Origin of the sequence: Limosilactobacillus coleohominis 101-4-CHN (assembly GCF_000161935.1) — a bacterium.
Taxonomy (GTDB): domain Bacteria; phylum Bacillota; class Bacilli; order Lactobacillales; family Lactobacillaceae; genus Limosilactobacillus; species Limosilactobacillus coleohominis_A.
The window spans coordinates 47,851-66,566 of sequence record NZ_GG698805.1 but is presented as its reverse complement, the minus strand read 5'-3'; the positions used below and the strand labels follow the sequence as shown (position 1 = coordinate 66,566).

The 18,716-nt window shown below is 37.7% G+C and carries 22 protein-coding genes; 8 read left to right on the top strand and 14 right to left on the bottom strand.

The features are described 5' to 3' along the window. The first annotated feature begins 172 nt into the window (after positions 1-172). The 8 genes from HMPREF0501_RS06720 (at position 173) to HMPREF0501_RS06680 (ending at position 6,630) form a co-directional block, all read left to right on the top strand. Complete coding sequence (locus HMPREF0501_RS06720; RefSeq protein WP_040456094.1) at positions 173-766, top strand: hypothetical protein; 594 nt, start codon at positions 173-175, stop codon at positions 764-766. Between the two features lie 9 nt (positions 767-775). Further along, complete coding sequence (locus tag HMPREF0501_RS06715) at positions 776-1,930, top strand: zinc-ribbon domain-containing protein (RefSeq protein ID WP_006917173.1); 1,155 nt, start codon at positions 776-778, stop codon at positions 1,928-1,930. Beyond that, positions 1,920-2,972, top strand: a complete 1,053-nt coding sequence (locus tag HMPREF0501_RS06710; RefSeq protein WP_006917172.1) for a zinc ribbon domain-containing protein — start codon at positions 1,920-1,922, stop codon at positions 2,970-2,972. The genes HMPREF0501_RS06715 and HMPREF0501_RS06710 overlap by 11 nt, the downstream gene beginning before the upstream one ends. A 10-nt stretch (positions 2,973-2,982) precedes the next feature. Beyond that, the gene (locus tag HMPREF0501_RS06705; protein WP_040456091.1) at positions 2,983-3,351 is read left to right on the top strand and encodes a zinc-ribbon domain-containing protein; all 369 of its coding nucleotides are present in this window, start codon (positions 2,983-2,985) and stop codon (positions 3,349-3,351) included. A gap of 266 nt (positions 3,352-3,617) precedes the next feature. Further along, positions 3,618-4,343, top strand: a complete 726-nt coding sequence (locus HMPREF0501_RS06700) for a zinc-ribbon domain-containing protein (RefSeq protein WP_040456090.1) — start codon at positions 3,618-3,620, stop codon at positions 4,341-4,343. A 467-nt stretch (positions 4,344-4,810) separates the two neighbouring features. Then, positions 4,811-5,404 (top strand): zinc ribbon domain-containing protein, encoded by a 594-nt coding sequence (locus HMPREF0501_RS06690; protein ID WP_006917165.1) that lies wholly within the window; start codon positions 4,811-4,813, stop codon positions 5,402-5,404. 12 nt (positions 5,405-5,416) lie between these two features. Next, positions 5,417-6,028 carry a hypothetical protein gene (locus HMPREF0501_RS06685; RefSeq protein ID WP_006917164.1) on the top strand — a complete coding sequence of 204 codons (612 nt, stop codon included), beginning with the start codon at positions 5,417-5,419 and terminating at the stop codon, positions 6,026-6,028. Further along, positions 6,028-6,630: a hypothetical protein gene (locus HMPREF0501_RS06680; protein WP_006917163.1), complete on the top strand. Its 603-nt coding sequence runs from the start codon at positions 6,028-6,030 to the stop codon at positions 6,628-6,630. The genes HMPREF0501_RS06685 and HMPREF0501_RS06680 overlap by 1 nt, the downstream gene beginning before the upstream one ends. 631 nt (positions 6,631-7,261) lie before the next feature. Here the strand turns inward: HMPREF0501_RS06680 and HMPREF0501_RS06670 are convergent. The 14 genes from HMPREF0501_RS06670 to HMPREF0501_RS06605 all read right to left on the bottom strand — a co-directional run bounded on the left by HMPREF0501_RS06670 (position 7,262) and on the right by HMPREF0501_RS06605 (position 18,579). Next, positions 7,262-8,614, bottom strand: a complete 1,353-nt coding sequence (locus HMPREF0501_RS06670) for an MATE family efflux transporter (RefSeq protein ID WP_006917162.1) — start codon at positions 8,612-8,614, stop codon at positions 7,262-7,264. 154 nt (positions 8,615-8,768) lie between these two features. Beyond that, on the bottom strand, positions 8,769-9,638 hold the full coding sequence (locus HMPREF0501_RS06665) for a TrmH family RNA methyltransferase (RefSeq protein WP_006917161.1): 870 nt from the start codon (positions 9,636-9,638) through the stop codon (positions 8,769-8,771). Positions 9,639-9,791: 153 nt separating this feature from the next. Next, the gene (locus HMPREF0501_RS06660) at positions 9,792-10,361 is read right to left on the bottom strand and encodes a hypothetical protein (RefSeq protein WP_006917160.1); all 570 of its coding nucleotides are present in this window, start codon (positions 10,359-10,361) and stop codon (positions 9,792-9,794) included. Positions 10,362-10,763: 402 nt separating this feature from the next. Further along, the gene (locus HMPREF0501_RS06655) at positions 10,764-11,642 is read right to left on the bottom strand and encodes a toll/interleukin-1 receptor domain-containing protein (RefSeq protein WP_006917159.1); all 879 of its coding nucleotides are present in this window, start codon (positions 11,640-11,642) and stop codon (positions 10,764-10,766) included. A gap of 12 nt (positions 11,643-11,654) precedes the next feature. After that, positions 11,655-12,179 carry an ATP-binding protein gene (locus tag HMPREF0501_RS06650; RefSeq protein ID WP_081443436.1) on the bottom strand — a complete coding sequence of 175 codons (525 nt, stop codon included), beginning with the start codon at positions 12,177-12,179 and terminating at the stop codon, positions 11,655-11,657. 78 nt (positions 12,180-12,257) lie between these two features. Next, positions 12,258-12,575, bottom strand: a complete 318-nt coding sequence (locus HMPREF0501_RS06645) for a hypothetical protein (protein ID WP_040456083.1) — start codon at positions 12,573-12,575, stop codon at positions 12,258-12,260. A gap of 41 nt (positions 12,576-12,616) precedes the next feature. Continuing rightward, positions 12,617-13,180: a helix-turn-helix domain-containing protein gene (locus HMPREF0501_RS06640; RefSeq protein ID WP_040456081.1), complete on the bottom strand. Its 564-nt coding sequence runs from the start codon at positions 13,178-13,180 to the stop codon at positions 12,617-12,619. 169 nt (positions 13,181-13,349) lie between these two features. Further along, positions 13,350-14,558 carry a tyrosine-type recombinase/integrase gene (locus HMPREF0501_RS09160; RefSeq protein WP_006917157.1) on the bottom strand — a complete coding sequence of 403 codons (1,209 nt, stop codon included), beginning with the start codon at positions 14,556-14,558 and terminating at the stop codon, positions 13,350-13,352. A gap of 33 nt (positions 14,559-14,591) precedes the next feature. Continuing rightward, on the bottom strand, positions 14,592-14,795 hold the full coding sequence (locus tag HMPREF0501_RS06630; protein ID WP_006917156.1) for a hypothetical protein: 204 nt from the start codon (positions 14,793-14,795) through the stop codon (positions 14,592-14,594). Continuing rightward, complete coding sequence (locus tag HMPREF0501_RS06625) at positions 14,795-15,031, bottom strand: hypothetical protein (protein ID WP_006917155.1); 237 nt, start codon at positions 15,029-15,031, stop codon at positions 14,795-14,797. The genes HMPREF0501_RS06630 and HMPREF0501_RS06625 overlap by 1 nt, the downstream gene beginning before the upstream one ends. 63 nt (positions 15,032-15,094) lie before the next feature. After that, the gene (locus HMPREF0501_RS08960; protein WP_006917154.1) at positions 15,095-15,511 is read right to left on the bottom strand and encodes a hypothetical protein; all 417 of its coding nucleotides are present in this window, start codon (positions 15,509-15,511) and stop codon (positions 15,095-15,097) included. A gap of 28 nt (positions 15,512-15,539) precedes the next feature. Then, complete coding sequence (locus tag HMPREF0501_RS08955) at positions 15,540-16,748, bottom strand: hypothetical protein (protein ID WP_040456076.1); 1,209 nt, start codon at positions 16,746-16,748, stop codon at positions 15,540-15,542. Positions 16,749-16,754: 6 nt separating this feature from the next. Further along, a complete protein-coding gene (locus tag HMPREF0501_RS08950) occupies positions 16,755-17,993 on the bottom strand; it encodes a hypothetical protein (protein ID WP_155801170.1) in 1,239 nt (412 codons plus the stop codon). Then, the gene (locus HMPREF0501_RS06605; RefSeq protein WP_006917152.1) at positions 17,977-18,579 is read right to left on the bottom strand and encodes a hypothetical protein; all 603 of its coding nucleotides are present in this window, start codon (positions 18,577-18,579) and stop codon (positions 17,977-17,979) included. Before HMPREF0501_RS06605 ends, HMPREF0501_RS08950 begins: the two co-directional genes overlap by 17 nt. Positions 18,580-18,716 lie beyond the last annotated feature (137 nt).

The following is an 18,716-nucleotide window of genomic DNA, read 5'->3' as shown; positions in this document are numbered from 1 at the left end:
ATATGGTTAAATTTTTTCGTTTAATGAACAAGATGACACTTTAATGCAATTTATTTTTGGCAATTAGTGTAATATGAAAACGTTCATTTTCGGTTATGATTGGGATTTTTAAAACTAGGTGAAGTCCCCGGCATCTTGTCGGGGCTTTTTTTATGAAAGGAACGAATCAATAATGAAAAAACTTAAATGGGTCTTGTTAGTAATTGGTGTGCTCATTATCTTTGTCGGGGCTTATTTTGCGGGCAAGATGTTTAATAAGTCCTCTGTGCAAACAAGTCAAACTAGTTCTAGCTCAGTTACAAAAACTAGTTCGAAAACTAATTCATCGACCGAGTCATCATCATCTTCCAGTAATGATTCTGGCGATAAGTTGGATTATGACTCCATTACTCCAATGCAAACGGCAGCGGCAATTGCGTACTATGGTGATCATGTCGTCGATAAAGGATGCTGGCATGGCCTTTTCTCATCATATGGCGATGACCTTGACATTGATCAATTTGATAACGCAGATCATCTTAATGTTAAGGGACGCGGAAATTCATGGGGACTTCGTCCAAGCAATATGAATGGTGGATCAATTGCCCAATACACTGTTGGGGCAGACGGTGAGGTCGCCTTTTATGATGTTAAGACCACTAACTTGCAAAAAGATAAAGACCCTCTTGCAACTGCCAACCTCCATGACATCATCAACTACGTTAACGACCATAGCGTCGTTGACCAAATCAAAGACAAAGCTCAACACATTCACTTACAGCAATAGGAGAAGATTATGAAATTTTGTAAATACTGTGGCGCTAAACTCAAGCCCAACCAGGTTTTCTGCGAACAATGCGGCAAGCGGGTGCAACCACAAGCTGAACAGCCAGTTAAGCAGGCAGCTCAACCCAAACGGAATGCTGGAAAGCAAGCTCCTCATCATGAGTCAGCACCTAAGCAGCGTACTGCTACTGCTCAATCAACCGTTGAACATACCGATGATCGTCAGCAGCTCGAAGCAGAAATTGCCAAGTTGCAAGCAAAATTGAAAGACCAACAACAAAATAACCGAATTAATGTCTTTCATCGGTTAGCTTTCTCTAAAAAGCATTGGCAACAAGTGTTCAAATTCATGAACAACAATGCCATTACCATGCTGTTTTTCTTTGCTTGGGCTGTATTATTGCCAACCCTTCGGTTGTGGTCATTAACCATCTTTTTGCTATTGACGTACTTATACCCACTTCTCTCGAATGAAGAAACCTATCCTTGGGAAAATAAGTTCCATGATTGGCTGAATAACAACGACCTTGATAATCTCAAACGTAAAATGGCTTCACTCGGTAAAGCCTTAATCGCTAAAAATCAGGTTGCCCCAAAGGATATGAACAATTATCAAGCCCATGCTCAACGGGCAACTCACATCTCACGACAGGAAAAGAAAATGCCTCGTTCCGCTCCGGTTAATCATCACTTCACCACCGGAATTGAATTTATTTTCGGCCTAATCTTAGCCATTGTCGGTGGCATTATGTACTTCTCTAATCGACAAACAGCAACGAGTATCGCATCACAAGCAACTTCTGTGATCAAAAATGGTGCTCTCGACTCAAGTGGTTACCTATTCTTCTGGGGAATTTCACTCGGACTACTTGGAGCGGTCATGTTTATTGGTGGGATCGGCAACGGTTTTAAACACAGTTCACATGGTCACGTCCTAAAAGTATTAGGAGCAATCGTTCTCTTGGCGTTCGCGGGGATTTGTTCTTACATCTACGCGAATGTTGCTAACGCCAGCATGAGTGTTGTTGCCTCCATTATTAATGGTGATGCATCCGTCAGTGATTACTCAAATATGTATCAATTCATGAAGCTGTTGCCATGGATTGGAACCTTTATCTATGCAGTTGGAATTTTAATCAACGGAGTTTCTAACAATGAAGAATAGAAAGTGTCCGCAATGTGGTACTGAATACAGTAAAGATGCTAAGTTTTGTCCCAAATGTGGTTATGATTTGACCAAAATCAGACGTCCCCATAATTCACGACCACGCTGGACTTGGCATTTAGGAGTCATCATTCTTGCCGTCATTTTAGGCTGTTCACTATATTTTGTCACCAGGTCCACCATTGATTACCAAAGTATCCTGCGCCAATCTTATACTGGCACGGATTATCAGAATACATCCGGTAGCATGATTTCGGATGATTTATCCTTTACTTACGGTTTTGGATCGTTTTTTGTTGTCGCTAGCCTGCTGTGGTTATTGATTATCTTTGCCCGGCGAATTCATCAACCATTTAGGATCAAGCTCATTGCCATTATTCTAATTCAAGTCTTAACCGTTGGGATCCTGATTCTCAACTTTAACAACCAACACCAATTTTCCTTATCAAGCAGTAAATTAGGCGAATCCTATACTAAGGAAACGTTGGATGGCACCATCTGGCGATATTCTTATTTTAAAAATAAGGAAGACCAGGATGACGATAGTGGTGACTATAAAAATCAAATTACCAAAGACGTTAGTGGCAATAAATATTCCCACATCTTCCTTAAATTCAACAGTGATGGCTCATTAGGGGTCAACGTTAATCCTTACTGGCTAGACAGCGATGATAAAGCCTACGAAAATAGTCAAAACAGTGACTACCGGACTGTTGGAACTTGGCACGTTAGTTCGGATGGTAAAGTCGATCTGAATTGGGACGATGCTGATACGGGTGCTTACAAATACGAAACCGTTAAGGTCAAGGTTAAGAAAAAGCACCACAAAAAGCATCATAAAAAATATAAGTATAAATACAAGGAACAGCTGACTCCCCAATTTGTGGATGCTTATGGTGATCCAGACACCTCCCTGCCCCGTTACTTCCCTGGTGACGATATTCACGGCAATGTCAGTTTTGGCGTCAAAGTAATTAAGATTCATGGCGTTGTTCTGCAAAAACCAAATCAAGATGGCGACGTCAATGATCTCAACGAATAGGAATTTAACAATGAAAAAATGTTCAAAATGTCATTTTCAAAATACTGCTGATAGTGTTTTTTGTGCGAATTGCGGAGCTAAATTAGTTCCTGTCAAAAAGAATTCACACGCTACACATCATTATTGGCTTTGGGGACTGGCGATCATATTGATTGCCTTCATCATCTTTGAAATTGGTGGTCACTCCACCAATAGTTCACGCCCTCATCATCCATTATCAGCTCAACAATTCAACGCTAAAACAGCTGATCGAAAAATGCAGACTGCCGCCATCCTTTACTATGCCGGCGAAAACAATGTTCAACACTGGCCCAAACCCAGTGGTTATGAAGGTAATAAGAAGGTTACGCTCAGCAAGGCTTCCAGAGATTACCAGTAAGGAACTAAACCAACCGAAATTAATGTTACCGACAAAAACCCTAGTAATGTTTTACTAGGTGGTGGCGGAACGACATTTTTTGCTAAAGATGGGGACAACGTCTACTTCTATTATCAAGGTGGACCCATCACGACAGTTGATAAAGTAGACCAAAAACGCCCAATAATGACAGTTAGTTGGTCAGCGATTAATAGCTATATCAAAGACCACCACGCGTTCTCCAAAGTTCAAAAAATTGCTCAAAAAATCCAAAAATGAGGTTAATTATGAAAAAGTGTCCAAAGTGCGGGTTTGAAAATACCGAAGATAGTCTTTTTTGTGAAAACTGTGGTACCAAGCTCGACCAACCGAAAATTACGCAGAAGCGGGTCGACCACACAAGTAATTCTCAAGATAAGTCGCATCAAAAAGTCATCATGATTCTGTCTGCAGTTATCGTTATTCTGGTTGCACTGATTTTATTCTTCTTAGGTGCACGCAGCGGTCATTCCACAACTAGCTCTAACCATCGACAAGTTAGGTTAACGGCCAAAAAACAAAAGCACACTGACCCAAATAAAATGCAAGCCAATTCGATGAATCAAAAGGAGAAAATTGCCGCAGTCATTTATTATGCCAGTGCTAATAATATCCGAAATTGGGAGAAATTCACTCTCTATTCTCAACATGGCGCCATTGCTCAACAAGGCTTGGGTGGTAATGATGAGCACCGTTACTATAAACAAGGGTCCAATCCCATTGAAGTAACAATTAGCGGACTGGGTAAAGGTGGCGCCGAATTTTTTACCACAGATGGTAATAATGTTTATTTGTATTGCATGGCTGGAGTACCCATGGAAGGTGACGATACTGGAGATGCAACCATTGAGCATTTTAGTCATCCGCAAGTTTCAACTACTTGGTCAGATATTGCTAAATTCGTAAATAACCACCACGCCGGAAAACAAGTTCATGATCTGGCTAATAATATGCAAGTAACACAAGCAAAATAACAGGAGAATTATGATGAAAAGAATTTACCGTTGGTTAGGAATAATCATTTTACCTTGTCTAATAGCTTGCACAACTTCCTTCATTGCCAACGTTCCTTGGCCATCTCAAATTGTTTCTGCCAATGACATTCATGGCATTACTCGCCCAATGGCTGAACGGTGGGCATGGTGGCATTTCTACACCTCAAACAACGGTGCTCTGCCCAACGGCTCTGAGAAAATTCCGATCAACAGCCAAAACTTCCGGGTGATATCTTGGTGGACTCGTGGCCATAAACGAATCGTGGTTAAAATCATGCGAAAAAAATCCTGGCCTAAGAGATATTGAATACCGGGTGTATCGTGTTTCAACCGCTGGTAATTTAAAACTCCGAAATGACGCACAAACCTATAGTTCAGGTACTACCGTTTGGGACATCGTTAGTCGTCAATACCATTCGTTATAAAATATAAAGTGAGGAAATTACATGAAATTCTGTAAGTACTGTGGTGCTCAGCTAGAGAGTAATAGTCAGTTTTGTCCCAACTGTGGTCGAAAGGTCGGCCATCAACCTTCCCAAAAATTAAAAAGTCATTCAATGACTAAACAACGTAAATTACTCACCGGAATTGGAATTTTGATTATCGTCTTTGCTCTGGCTGGCTTTGGTTGGTGGAAATACCAACACCCAAGTTTGCAAAAAGCGGTCACTGGATCTATTTATCAATGCACAATCAGCGGTGAAATTGGTGGTAAAGATACCGACGGGACCATGAACACTTATTTAGCTTTTGCCAATGATGGTCATCATCTTGCCGGTACAGTTAAGAAAAAAGATATCAAGCAATTTGAGACTTATGATTTTGACACCGCACTCCATAAGATTGATTATGATAAATTAACTTACTCAATTAATAATAAAGAGTTTACTATGTACGACGATAATTCAGTTGATAGTAAATTTAATATTGTGAAGTACAATCGTTCTTCGGTTCAAGCCCGTTTAAAATCATCCAATGATAGTGATTTTAATGATGATAAGCTACAGTTCAAACTAACAAAAATCGGTGAGGTTAAATAAAAGAAGATTCCCATGACTAAAAACAACAAAGTTATAATCTGGAGCCTTTCGGTAATTGCCGTTATTCTTTGTGCCGTACTGTTGTTCATATTAGGAACTAATAGTAGTAGCCATTCCACAACCACTGTGCAAAAGAAATCTTCGAAGGGAGTTAAGAAAACTGCACAAGCCCACTCTTCATCCAAGCCACAAGTAACTCAGCCGTCGTTTACGAATGAGGAACTGGCAGCGATGACCTTAGTTGATCTCGGTAAATCAGATAGCATTGATCAAAAATTGGACGATGCCATGGCTGATACCACTGAACAAGTTGACCCACGTCAGGCAATGCTGATGCAAATTAAACAGCTTAGTGATAATTCATTCCAGTTTCAAGAAGGTACCGCTGGATCAACCCGTTTGATCGTGACGATTAATGGTGACACCATTGATCATAAAATCTCTAACATGATCGGCGAACACAGTGAAGGAACTCTCAACAAGAAGGATCTTATTAATCGCTACCGTGATAAGAAAGCCCAAATTGACGAACTGATTCAGAAGATTAATTATAATGATCAGCATTCAGAAGAGATTAATCAGAAACTGATGGATGATGTATTAAGTGGAAAGGACGATCATTAATGAATAAATATAAAATCATTTACAGCCTGCTAAGTGGGATTATCGTCGTTTTATGTGCGGTCTTGTTTTTCATCTTCGGTAGCAACAATGCCAACCAACAGTCAAAAATCCAAAATAAGCAAACTTCGTCTTCATTAACTAAGCAGCATCAAGAACAGCACTCTTCGAGCAAATCATCATCTTCATCATCAGAATCACAAAAGGAGGAATTAAACAACGAAGAATTAGCGGTCGCCGCCTATATCAATTCGCTCCGTGGTGATTCTATTGACGATAAATTTAAGACATTCGACGATTTAGCCAACGGTCAAAGTTCGAACCCGGCAACTGAGCAACCAATGGCAATCGAACAACACGAAGATCCGACATTTCAGATTGGTGAAGGAAAGTTTGGCTTTGCCTGGTACATCATCAGTTTTAATAATGACCAAATTAACGTCGATCATTACACACACGGTGATAAAGATTTTAGCAAATCATACACCAAGAATGCACTAGCTGATCAATTTAGTAACTATAAAACTCAGTTAGATTCGGCTATTCAAAAAATTCAGCAAAACCAAGCCCAGAATAATGTCAAGATGGATGATAGTGAAAATTGATTATCAATCAAAACCCATTTCTAATTAATGTATGCTATAGTTTGAAAGGGTGTTGATTAATTATCATACGTATTTCAAACGGAGGTAGCGATTGTTCCATCAATTAATTTTTATAATACTATTATGTGCAGTAATTATTATTACGACACATTCTGATGTCCGCCTGTTTTACCACTTATTCTATAAGCATGATTACTTAGAATGGTCTGCAGATAAAATGAATGACGATTCTGGACTTCAATATATAAAAGGCTCTTCATTCTTTAAGATGATCTATACAATTGCTTTTGGCGTATGCATTTTTGGGATTATCTTAATTCATTTTGCTTTATTTTGGCTGTCAAAATCATTTAAAATATTCATGTTAACGCATGTGGCCGCGACCTCGTTATTATTAACAATTCTAGGAAACTTCATTACTCTGTTCACTTACCCAATCCCAGGAGTAACTGAAGTGCAATTAGAAAAGCCAAAGATCCTTTTGGATGTAATGGTTACCTGCGCTAATTACTGCTGCTTATTATATATGGCCATTCAAGTGGTAAAATGGTGTTTTTAAATAAAAAAGTTCGTCATCTTCACTGGATAAATTCCAGAACTGACGGACTTTTTTGACTCATTATTAAACGTACTAACTCAATTTCGCTGAGTCTTTAATCTTATCCTTCAAGTCTAGACTCTTTCTATAAATGAAAAAACCAATGACGTAGGTCAAAACATCACTAATGGCTTGTGACCATACAATCCCATGATAGCCCATCAAGAATCGCATCCCTTCTAAAACTAAGAAGTACACGACTCCTTGCCGTGCAATAGCCATAATAAAAGCTCCCCACGCATTACCAATTGATTGAAAAATCGTGGTGTAAACTAATACAATCCCAACTACTGGTGTTGTAATAATGGTTGCTAATAACATGTAACTACCTGCATTGACAATATCTGGTCGGTTCATAAACAGAGTAATTACGGGACGAGCAAATAGGATCAGCAAGCCACCAACGATTACTGCATAGACAACCTGAACGAAAATATCAAACTGCAGAATTTCCTTCAGCCGTTGCCAGTTTTTCGAGCCATAATTGTAACCCAAAAGCGGTTGCGCCCCAAAGGTAAAACCAACGATTACCAGAATCACAATGCTATATACTTTTTGCGTGATCCCCATAGCAGCCACTTTATCGGCCCCATAAATAGCAAGCGAAAAATCCAGGAGCGCCATCCCAAAACTTTGGGCAAAGTTAGTAATGGAACCGGGAATACCAATTGCTACTATGTCTTTCAAGGATGATCCGTCAATTTTCATCTTGGATGGATTCAGTGTAATAAACTTTGCCTTTTTCCAAATGAATAAAACTAACATGACGTCAGTAACGAAATAACCTAGGACGTTAGCCATCCCCACCCCGGTAGCACCCATCTTTAAACCAAACAGAAAGATGGGATCTAAAATAATAGCTAAAACTGTCCCGGTCATCGTGGCGATCATTGCTTCTATTGCTAGGCCTTCCGTCCGAATCAGATTTTGCGGGATTAAACTGAAAATAATGAAAACTGCACCAATCGATAATACACGATAAAAGTCGGCGGCATCACCATACGTTGCCGCGCGCGCCCCCCCCAACGTCGTTAAAATTGGTTTTTCAAAAATCAATAATAAAATTGTCAATACTAATCCGGTAATGATGCCCGCATACATACAAAAACTACTGATTTTGCGTCCTAATTCGTAATCCTGCTCACCAAATAAACGGGAAATCACTGATGATCCGCTCAAGCCAAAAATATCGGCAATGGCCAGCAAAAAAGTAAAAAGTGGTGCACCAATTGTGATTCCAGCAACTAAATTGGCATCTCCTGTTTTAGCAACAAACATGGTATCGGCCAAATTGTAAATCATGGTCGTGATCATCCCTAAAACGACGGGTAACGCAAGTTTAAAATACACCCGTTTAACAGGGGCTTTAACAAATAATTCTTCCATATCGTACTCCATAAAAAAAGCAGCCCAGAAATAATTGAAGATTAATCATCCTCACGATCTTAGGTCGCTGATGTTACTTACTTAATTAATTGATTTATTCAACATTATTTAGCCAAATTTCATTTTTTAATTCAAGAATGATGGTTTGATTTTATTAATTATCCTGTTTTCGGTTTCCAAGTTCCCAGAATGCCAGTGCAGAAGCTGCAGCAACATTCAAAGAATCGACTCCTGTAGCCATGGGAATCTTGATTGAAAAATCACTCTGCATAATTGTCCGTTCTTCTAAACCCGGGCCCTCTGAGCCAAGAATAACAGCTAATTTGTCTATTTTTACCAACTGAGGATCATCAATCCTAATCGTGTTGTGACGGAGCGCCATAGCGGCCGTTTGATAGCCCAACCGATGAAGCAGGCTAATTCCTTCCGTTTGCCAGATTTTGGCGTCAATATAGGTCCACGGTACTTGAAAAACGGTCCCCATTGATACCCGCGAAGAACGCCGGTAAAGCGGATCGGCAGAGTCACTGGTTACAATGACTCCATCAATGCCAAGTGCCGCTGCCGAACGAAAGATCGCCCCAATATTAGCGGGATTCACAATGTGCTCAAGAATAGCAATCCGTGGATGAGCATTCGGAAGTGCCTTCAAAAAATCAGCAAAACTAGGCCGCTGGACACGGTACATTGCTGCAAGGGCACCCCGTAAAAGATTGTAGCCGGCTAGTTGACGAATTTGCTGATCATTGATTACATAAATCGGGGTTCGCCCTAATCCTTCAGTCTGGTTCATCGCCATTTCATGGTCTAAGTCATCCAGATCACGGTCTAAGAACTTTTCTTCTACTAAAAGCGAAGCTGGCTGATACCCCGCGCGTAAGGCCCGTTCAATTACCTTGGGACTTTCTGCAATAAATAATCCGTCTTGCGTACCCTTGGCATGAAAGAGTTGGGCTTCCGTTAGACGTACGTACGGGTCTAGATCTGGACTCGCTAAGTCTGTAATAAAATTTAAGTTGTGCATACAAAATTTACCTTTTTATTTGGATATGAAGTTCTAAATTATCCTCTTACTTATCTTTTAAAAAATCCAATATTTCTTTATCTTCAATTAAAATTTGCTCTTAAATCTCTAAATAATTATCATATTCTTTAACTTTTCTTGTCATAATCACTACTAATTCCACCACCCTGTCAACCGATCAAATTGTTGTCTGGCGTGGGACCAATCCTTTTCCTCTAAATATTTAGCACATTTTTTCATTTCTCTGGCGCTTCGAGAATCGCCAGTTGAAATACCAGCTTGTCCCATATATCCAGCACACATTTTGAGCATTTGAATATACGCTCTACAAACTCGCGAATGATCCTGAATTATGTTAAATAATCGATCTAATTCTGGTTTAACTTGATCGTTACCCTTAGTTCCATCAATCAAATCATAGTTTTCTGATTGAATTGCCATAGGTAGCATTAAATGCAAATACCGTAAATGGAAACCATGATCCCACCATGTGATATGTTCAAGATATAGCGCTAGTTTTGCTGCCTGAATATTCATATCTGTTGCATGGCTTAGTTCTAAAGCTAACCGAGCTAGCCATTTATGATTTAAGTCAGAATGCATTAATCGATAATTTTCAAGATATGTTGTAAAGTAATCTGTCCCTGCTGGTAAATCAATAATGGACAACTCTAGTTTATTATCATAAATTGATTGAATAAAGTTTTTCTTAGATTTAATCATTTCAACGTTCCTGCTTCCGCATCGCTTCCAGTAATTTTGCTCTCTATTTAACATTTTATACTAATTATTTAACACATTTTAACACGCGGCCAGTCCTGCTATATCAATCTTTCAAGCACCCTCACTACTCAAAAATCACCTAACTTCATCCGCGCGTGTTAACAAACGTGTTAAAACAGTGCCATTTAAGCGACGAAAAAAGCCTGTAACGCCAACGACAATCGCTGGTATTACAGGCTTTTATGTGTGTATAGTGCTCACTAAAGTCACTTTTTTAGAGTAGTTCAACCCTTGGTGTAAAAGGATTTCATCCTAAATGTGTTAAGATTTTGTGTTAAAAGCATGGTCAGAAATTTTGTTCAAATAGTGTCGTTATAGTAACTCAACCAATTCAAAATGGCATTACTGTTGCAATATTTTGTATTTAAATTTGATATTAGAAGATGCAATATTTAAAACTTCACCAACTAAAATAAAATCATCCTTATTAACAAAAGCAAAACTATCGCCTTTATATATTAATTGTGCTCTCTTATAACTGGTAAAGTAACTAATTAAATCAATGGGCATTTTTGTTAGCTTAAAGCTATTTGCATTATAAGAAACATGCAAACAATTACCAATATAGTCATTGTAAATATATACACTATCATTGCCACCCTTAGACCAACTTATGGTGAACTTCTGTTTACCTCTACCAATATCAACCTTACCATCATTAACATCTAAGCTAAGAGTAACTACTCCTTTATCATTAGGATTAAAAGCTAAACTATGCTTGATTTTATCTATGTTTTTTACTTTTCTCACTTGTCGTTTATATTCTGTTGATACATGATTAACTTCATCAGGAAATATATAATTTAGTAGTTCATAGTAAGCTTTTATGTTTTCTGGATTAGTTGGATTACTCATATCTAACTTAATATATTTTAAATCTTCAAATGGTTCTGGCAACTCTTTTGAAGCTTCAACCAGCGGAATTATATGAGAATCATGATTAACTTTGATCCTATCCACTTCGTATTTTACTCCACTACTTTCAACCTCCATCCGTTTAAGGTACTCATTTGTGCAAACGCAAATTATATACTTTACATTTGTAGCTTTGGACATAAAATTTTTTAAATTGGACCCCGGATGGGTAGATGTCTTGTCGAAGAATACATTAACATCATAGTTTTTTATCAAAAATTGGTTTAACCATGTTGCAAAATTTTCACCATTTCCCTCACCCCAAGAGTAAGAAATAAAAATATCAGCTCGACTCTTATCAGTCATGATCCATCTCATTTAAATTTTATATCTATTTTGAACACTAACACCCCAAAAAGGTATATAAGATACAAACTTTCTACCTGCTTTTTCGTCATAAAGCTTGATTAAATTAGCCTCCATTGCATTAGAAATAGCTTTAGAGATTAGTGAACTGTCGTTACTAGTTAAGTTAAACCTTTTCCTTAATGATGCATTATTTATTTGTTCATCGTTAACATAATGCAAACAGGCATTCCAATATATCGATTCGTTCTTTTCAGTTGGAGACATATCTTTGAAAAGCTTTTTACTGTGGATTGTAACCTGTGTTGCATCTGTTCCTTTCGTAAGTATTTCCAGAGCTGGTAATTCATGCTCTTCTAAAGAAGCTACAACTTTATCAATACCAGTTCCTCGAGATTCAACTATTTTAAATTTTCCCAACAAGTCAGCCAGTTCTGTATTTCTTGACCTTGGAGGAAAATCTAAGAACCTCATTGGATCCATCAATGGAACACCCGGATTACTAAAAATAATTCTGTTATTAAAGATTTCTACCATTGGTCTCATTCCACTAATAGTAAAGTCTTGATGAGCAATCGTATTCGCTAATAATTCCCGAATAACTAATTCCGGAAATTATGGAATATCATTTCGAATACCACCAGTGTAGTCTTCAACATAAGGAATATGTCGCATTATATTAACAATCATATTATGGAATCCAACTATGATACCCATATTACCAATAGCATCGTATACTGCATTATCAGTCTTATAGTTACCTTCATATTTAGTAATTCTAACTGTTCTTCGCTTTAAGTGAGGGAAGCTATTCATATCCTTTGCTAAGGTATAGGCACCTAAATTAGTGATATCAAATGAATTTCCAGAACTAACAATAATATTATCTTCAATTAAACTTTGAATAATATCACTTTCATGAATAATATCCATATTTATAGTTCTTTTGTAGAAATTAATATCTAGCAAATTTTCTATGTCCGGATATGATACATTAGTTTTAGCAAATTCCATTTCAAACTTAGAAGATTCAAACGATTCCAAATTTGTCTTTCTTTTTCCGGAAACTCATTTAACGGCTTTAGTGATGTACCAGAGCGAACATACTCAACACCCTTATACTTAATTGGCTGATTTATATGAGTCACATCAATAATCAAAACAACCAGTCTTTTTCCTTGAACATTCTTAAATTCTTTCCACTCTAGTTGAATTTTAGGATTTATATTTTCCTCAATATAAGTAATAAATGGATAATTCGAATTTTTCATTCGCTTTTTATTACCATCTTTAGGCAAAATACGAGCTTTTGATGTATATGGATCAAATTTTGTTCCAATTATCTTTTTAGTAATATCTTCGACTCCCCAGATTAAATAAGCACGCGGATTCAATGAAGCGATGGCAGCATTCCCTAATGCAGAAATATATTTACAAATTTGACCGGTATCATTCAAATTAGATTTATATTCGATTGTTTCGGATTCATTATCATTTTGAATAAGTTCTAATAAGACATCAGAAGTGAAATTCTCCATTTTATTTCTCCACATTTTCTTTTTCTCAATTTAAATATTTTTTCTCTAAACTCAATAATATCAAGGGTTCCCTTTTTTCTCAATTAAATATTTTGTAATTATATCATTAATTAAGGTAACAAGCTCACCTACTAAAAATAGCCATGCAACTAATTGCACGGCTATTTTTTTACATTGATAAGTAGCGATCCATCAATCCGCTGTATCCAGTGTTAAACGTTTTTACATAATAGCGCATATAAACTGCCAATGAATTACCTAACCGATTGCAAGCATAGCTATAATCTCCGAGCCTTGCCAATCTAGTACCGCAAGTGGTCCTTAGTGTGTAACAACTCAATGGCAGATCTCCATTATTAACCCCAATCCGGCGACAAAGTTCCTTTAACATATCGTTCATTGACCGTTGAGTGACTGGATAACCCAATCTAGCTAGCCGGTAGTCCGTCAAATTCAAAAATAGTAAGTCACTAGTGGTTTGCAGACCTTTTTCTTTAATAAACTCCGCTTGCTTCTGTTTAAAAATTTGCAACTGGTCATAAAGCCGCTGAGTTATTGGCGGGGTGAGACGACTTTCACCTTTGCGACGGGCTTTAAGGTGACCGTTTAACCCCTTAGTCAATTCCGAATAAGAATCGTTAATCCGAAACACCCAGTGACCTTCGTCTTGGGTCAGATTAGTCAGCTTCAATGCTTGAACTTCTTGTGGTCGCATTCCGGTTTCTGCCTCAACCCATAATGCCATTCTCACTACCCATCTTTGTATCGAAATTTGATTCAAATCATCTTGAATCGCTTTTCTAAATGCCTGAAACTCTTGATCTGTCATGGCATATTTTTCTTTAGTAATGGACTGTTTGTCCTTTCTAAAGAAATAGTCAATTGGTCGCTTGGGAACAGGTGACTTTACAATGACATCACCTTCCAGCGTTAGAAAGTAGGTCCGTAATTGCTGCAATAACTTACTAGCAGTGGAATGGGTAGTAATACTAGCATGGTGTTCTCTGGCATAGGTGGTGATGAACTCTCTGATCGTATCTTCATAACAGTTTCTGACCTTCACTCCACCTAGATAACAATGCACCAGTTTTTCCGTGTACCGCCAGGTCTTAATTGAAGCTGGACTCCAGCGTTCCATCTTGATTTGCTTTGTAATCCATTCCGACAAAGCCTGTGGTAGATACATACTGCCCGTATTGAAATCATGACCAGTTTTAATCTGATCAATCAGATCCGCCTCAATTTTCCTAGCTTTCGATTTCGTTTCCGCATAGTGGACAGGAGCCGAAATCAATTTCCCATGCACACTGGTCTGTGGTCGAATCCAATATTGCCCACAATGCTTACTATTCTTATTAGTAACTAGTCGTATCGTCAAACTTCATCACTCCTAGAACCCATTAATAAAATATTAACGCGCCCGCCAGGTAGTAACCTGTTGAAATCCTGCCGTTTTCAGCCAATTAACCACTTCATCAACTACAAAGTAGCGTCTGGATTTCGGATCCAGTTGATGATAAGGCATACCTAATCGGATCAGAGTATAGATGTATCCGTTACTGCAACCAATGATGTTCGCTAATGTCTTTAGATTAACAATTTCGTCTTTTACCATTATTCCCTTTCCTTCCTTAACCGCTTAATTTCACTTCTTAACTTCTCAATTTCATCGATGACTTTCACATAGGTCACCCTCGGGAAATAGATTCCCACTAGTTGACATTCGTCATCATAAACATTCACTGATGTTTTTATTGTGTCGCTGTAGTCATGCAATGCGTTAAACCTTTGCAGAAATTTAGACTTTTCAACGTTAACCGTCTTATCTTCTGTCTCATCAATCAATAACATTAATACTCATCCTTTCGGTTTTCTGACTGTTTCTATGTTAAAATTATGATGTAAATTTTTTATTTAATTGGTGAACTCAAATGGAGTAAATACCGCACTGCTCTGTGGATAATTCTTTTTGAATTCATCATAGCCATAGTGCCATGTTTTTAGAATTGTAATTTCTCCTGTTTTTCGATCAACACTACCAAGTCGATCTGGAGTTACATTCAATTCATTAAACATGGTCTTTATTTTTTCTTGAGTTAATTTATCATTCCTAACGCAAATGACTTTCTGATAATTCTTGCCATTGAAGTGTTTGCGTTTCATTACGAAGCCCAGCATTTCTAGCTGTTCTGTGAAGGCTCGGTATGAAGCTCCTGGTTGCTTCATCTTATCCTTATAGATGTTGAATAGGCGATTAGCCTGAATCCCAACCAGGTCATAGAGCGAAGTAATTCCTTCATTTTCCAGAAACAACTCTAATGAATCATTCAATGCTGCTAGCTTAGTAGCTGCTGAGTATTTATAAAATTTCCTGTCTCTCTTTATCACTCATTTTCAACAGCTTAGATGCTTCCTGCATAATAATGTAGAACAGTGCCTGCCAGATTTTGGGATTATTAACGAAATCAGAAACGTTGACTACTCGTCCATGTTCATCCTTGATGGGATCTTCCTTTAGTGACTTGGGTGAATTAATTACAAACATTCTAGCTGCAGTACCTTCTTGGGTTACTTGTGGCATCGCATTAGTTGCAATCACAATCAGTGACGGTAAAGTTACCGGGTGATCTGTCTCATACTTAGCTGAAGCATTTTGAGCCATACCCGAGATCACGCCATTAATTATTGTCCCGGCATTAGCAGTAATGATATTCCGCTTTTCATTAGCTTGAAAATCATCAAACCACAGCATTACCTTACCGTTTTTAACGTCATTCAATGCTATATAACGGCCGTTGGTAAAAGCCTGGTTTACATTCTGGGTATTGGATCTGATATTAGAGCCACTTTGCCCTTCGTCATTGAAGAGTTTCTCCAATAAAACTGCTAAGGTACTCTTACCGGCACCGCTTTTGCCCTTGAGCACAATGAACACTCTGAGTTCCTCCATAATGCCTGTATGTTGGAGCGGAATTAATCCCAGCATAGCTTTCAGTTGTTTCAAGGCCTTGGGTGCAAGATGTTTCAGAAAATAATTCAGTTGATAATATTCACTAGAATTAACAATGGACGGGTCATAATCCACATTAACATGGTGATTAAGCTGGTATCGAAATGGTGAATCTGTACTAATCTTCCCATTTTTATTAAGAAGGATAGCCTGATGATCCGACTGGAAACCATCACCTAGCTGATCCTGGTACTTTTCGTCCTTCAACAATGTCAAAACATTATTCTTAGTATTCTCCAAACGCTGTTTTTGTTGCTTGGTGAAGTATTTTTTCAACAGATGGTTAACTGCAGATTCCTTAGTGGAGTAGGTTCCCCGTTCATCCTTAACCAATAACTCACCATCAACTACTAGGGTATTCGGGTCATTGTAGATGTAGTCCGCAGTGTCTAATTGATCTAAATACTTATTTTTCCAAAGTTTGGTTAAATATTTCATTAGCTGGTTAGTATTACCATGGTGCAGACTGGCCCATATCTGAACGGTCAAAGCCAATATATTATACTGGTAGATTTGTTTCACGTTGGTTTGTCTAATCTTACGAACCTCGTATTTCATCCAATCCTAAATTGATTGGCCTTCACCAATTGAATCAATTACACTTGGCAAGTAGTTATTGGTAACGCTGGCACCAGTGTTTTCCAGATAATCATCAATATCTTTGACTTCAATTGCCTTAATCGCCTGGTCCAAAACATTAATTCGATCCTTTATCTTACAGTCTGAAATGAAGACCTGATTTCTCAGCACCTCGTTAGTGAAACGGTTGGCAAAACTCTCACTTTGTTTGTTGTTTTCTACATCAATTGCAAAGCAATAGTAATACTTTCTACCTATTAGATATTGAGCATCATAGACACCAGCTTCATCTAGGAGCTGTTTAATGTTACTCAGCTTTTCGGCTTGATCAACTGGATCAATACCATCAATACCTTCTTTAAACAAGTAATTGTTCAGCATCTTTATGGACCTCCTTTCTTTTGCTTGAGCTAGTTCGACAACATTTTGATCAATATCTTCTGATTTCAGTTTTCTCAAGCCCTTGCCAGTTTTTGAGTGGTAAACTGAACTCACATCAAAGCTCTGATTTCGGCATTTATAGTCATCATTATCATTAATTAAGATGTATTCCTGGGGACTCTTGATAATCGCATGCTGCCACTTTTTCATTGAAAAAGTTAAATCATCAATTTCTGCTTGATAATGAGTCTTGAATTCTTGATACTGATTTTCGAAATTCTTAGATACGCGCATGATGAAACCGTCGTTTAAACAGTTAACAATATTTGATAGACCCCAGTAATTCAACACATCAAACATGAAGTTCATAGAACTGTATACAGCCAAGAGCCGATTAACATACCGTCCTTGACCAGAATCATTAGCGGAACAGTACAAATTGAGCTTCAGTTTAATTTCATTTCGCTCATTAACTAGTTCAGTATTATTCTGGTAATTAGGCATCGCTTCAATTTGCTGTTTGCGATCAAACAATTTCTTGTAGTAAGAATTCAGTAGCCCTAATTTATACGCAAATGTCGGTAGCATAGAGTGGACATCGATCTGGACCACATCATCAATAATTGTTTTGGTGGCTGAATAGATGCCGTTATTTGTGAAGTTAAAACTAGTCTTAACCATATGTTCAAAGGCACTAGTTACAATTAGTTCATCATTCTTCTGCTCCAGCAATAGCTTATTGCCGCTAAACGCTTTGTTTAGATGCAACCGTTCGGCTTCAATTAGGTAAAATGGAGTTGTGGAGAAAGTCATAATTCCGGTGTCATCAATTAGCATTTTCACTCAGCTTCATCCATAGATCTATTTCATTGTCACAGATATGCTTGCATGCTAATTGGGGTAGCTTTTCAAAATATTTCTCAATGTTATCCCTAATTTTAGAAATCTTCTTTCCTGCAGATGGATCATATTCCACAACTTGCTTAATGTTTTTTTCTTCTTTTCTAGTGAGCATTCTGATGCCTAGTTGTTTAAATCGACACCGTATAGCTCTCTTAACATTTCGATCACTAAGTTCCGGGTGAGCATTAACCATATCAGAAAACCTAGAATATCTGGCATAACGAATATCCGAATACACAGGTGCATACATTCTTTCTGCCGCAAGCTTAATTATTCCGCCATAACCAGAATGTATTTTGGCACAATTTGTAAAATCCATTATCGGGTAAACAATTTGCTTCCCTGCTTCTACTATTCCATAGCCACCAGTATACTCACCATATTCTTGACGGAAGAAAATGTTCATATAATAAGGTGGGTTCTTTAAAACATTCATAAAAATTACCTCTTTCTTCTTATAAATACTAATTAACGACATTAATAACCTGTGGGACTTAGGTCCATCTCTGGGTTTAGCATTGATCATTGCTTTTCACTTCCTTCATATTTTCTGAGCGAAATTCTCTCACTTATGTTTTAATTAAAATTCGTTTTAAAATAATTTTTAAAAATCGTTTTTTCAACATTTGAAAAATTTCCCTCACCAATTGTTTTAATAAAAAT

Excerpts from the sequence above, each read along its gene's own strand:
- HMPREF0501_RS06720 (WP_040456094.1), top strand. The coding sequence starts at position 173 with ATGAAAAAACTTAAATGGGTCTTGTTAGTAATTGGTGTGCTCATTATC.
- HMPREF0501_RS06715 (WP_006917173.1), top strand. The coding sequence starts at position 776 with ATGAAATTTTGTAAATACTGTGGCGCTAAACTCAAGCCCAACCAGGTT.
- HMPREF0501_RS06710 (WP_006917172.1), top strand. The coding sequence starts at position 1,920 with ATGAAGAATAGAAAGTGTCCGCAATGTGGTACTGAATACAGTAAAGAT.
- HMPREF0501_RS06705 (WP_040456091.1), top strand. The coding sequence starts at position 2,983 with ATGAAAAAATGTTCAAAATGTCATTTTCAAAATACTGCTGATAGTGTT.
- HMPREF0501_RS06700 (WP_040456090.1), top strand. The coding sequence starts at position 3,618 with ATGAAAAAGTGTCCAAAGTGCGGGTTTGAAAATACCGAAGATAGTCTT.
- HMPREF0501_RS06690 (WP_006917165.1), top strand. The coding sequence starts at position 4,811 with ATGAAATTCTGTAAGTACTGTGGTGCTCAGCTAGAGAGTAATAGTCAG.
- HMPREF0501_RS06685 (WP_006917164.1), top strand. The coding sequence starts at position 5,417 with ATGACTAAAAACAACAAAGTTATAATCTGGAGCCTTTCGGTAATTGCC.
- HMPREF0501_RS06680 (WP_006917163.1), top strand. The coding sequence starts at position 6,028 with ATGAATAAATATAAAATCATTTACAGCCTGCTAAGTGGGATTATCGTC.
- HMPREF0501_RS06670 (WP_006917162.1), bottom strand. The coding sequence starts at position 8,614 with ATGGAAGAATTATTTGTTAAAGCCCCTGTTAAACGGGTGTATTTTAAA.
- HMPREF0501_RS06665 (WP_006917161.1), bottom strand. The coding sequence starts at position 9,638 with ATGCACAACTTAAATTTTATTACAGACTTAGCGAGTCCAGATCTAGAC.
- HMPREF0501_RS06660 (WP_006917160.1), bottom strand. The coding sequence starts at position 10,361 with ATGATTAAATCTAAGAAAAACTTTATTCAATCAATTTATGATAATAAA.
- HMPREF0501_RS06655 (WP_006917159.1), bottom strand. The coding sequence starts at position 11,642 with ATGACTGATAAGAGTCGAGCTGATATTTTTATTTCTTACTCTTGGGGT.
- HMPREF0501_RS06650 (WP_081443436.1), bottom strand. The coding sequence starts at position 12,179 with ATGGTAGAAATCTTTAATAACAGAATTATTTTTAGTAATCCGGGTGTT.
- HMPREF0501_RS06645 (WP_040456083.1), bottom strand. The coding sequence starts at position 12,575 with ATGGATATTATTCATGAAAGTGATATTATTCAAAGTTTAATTGAAGAT.
- HMPREF0501_RS06640 (WP_040456081.1), bottom strand. The coding sequence starts at position 13,180 with ATGGAGAATTTCACTTCTGATGTCTTATTAGAACTTATTCAAAATGAT.
- HMPREF0501_RS06630 (WP_006917156.1), bottom strand. The coding sequence starts at position 14,795 with ATGGTAAAAGACGAAATTGTTAATCTAAAGACATTAGCGAACATCATT.
- HMPREF0501_RS06625 (WP_006917155.1), bottom strand. The coding sequence starts at position 15,031 with ATGTTATTGATTGATGAGACAGAAGATAAGACGGTTAACGTTGAAAAG.
- HMPREF0501_RS08955 (WP_040456076.1), bottom strand. The coding sequence starts at position 16,748 with ATGAAATACGAGGTTCGTAAGATTAGACAAACCAACGTGAAACAAATC.
- HMPREF0501_RS06605 (WP_006917152.1), bottom strand. The coding sequence starts at position 18,579 with ATGATCAATGCTAAACCCAGAGATGGACCTAAGTCCCACAGGTTATTA.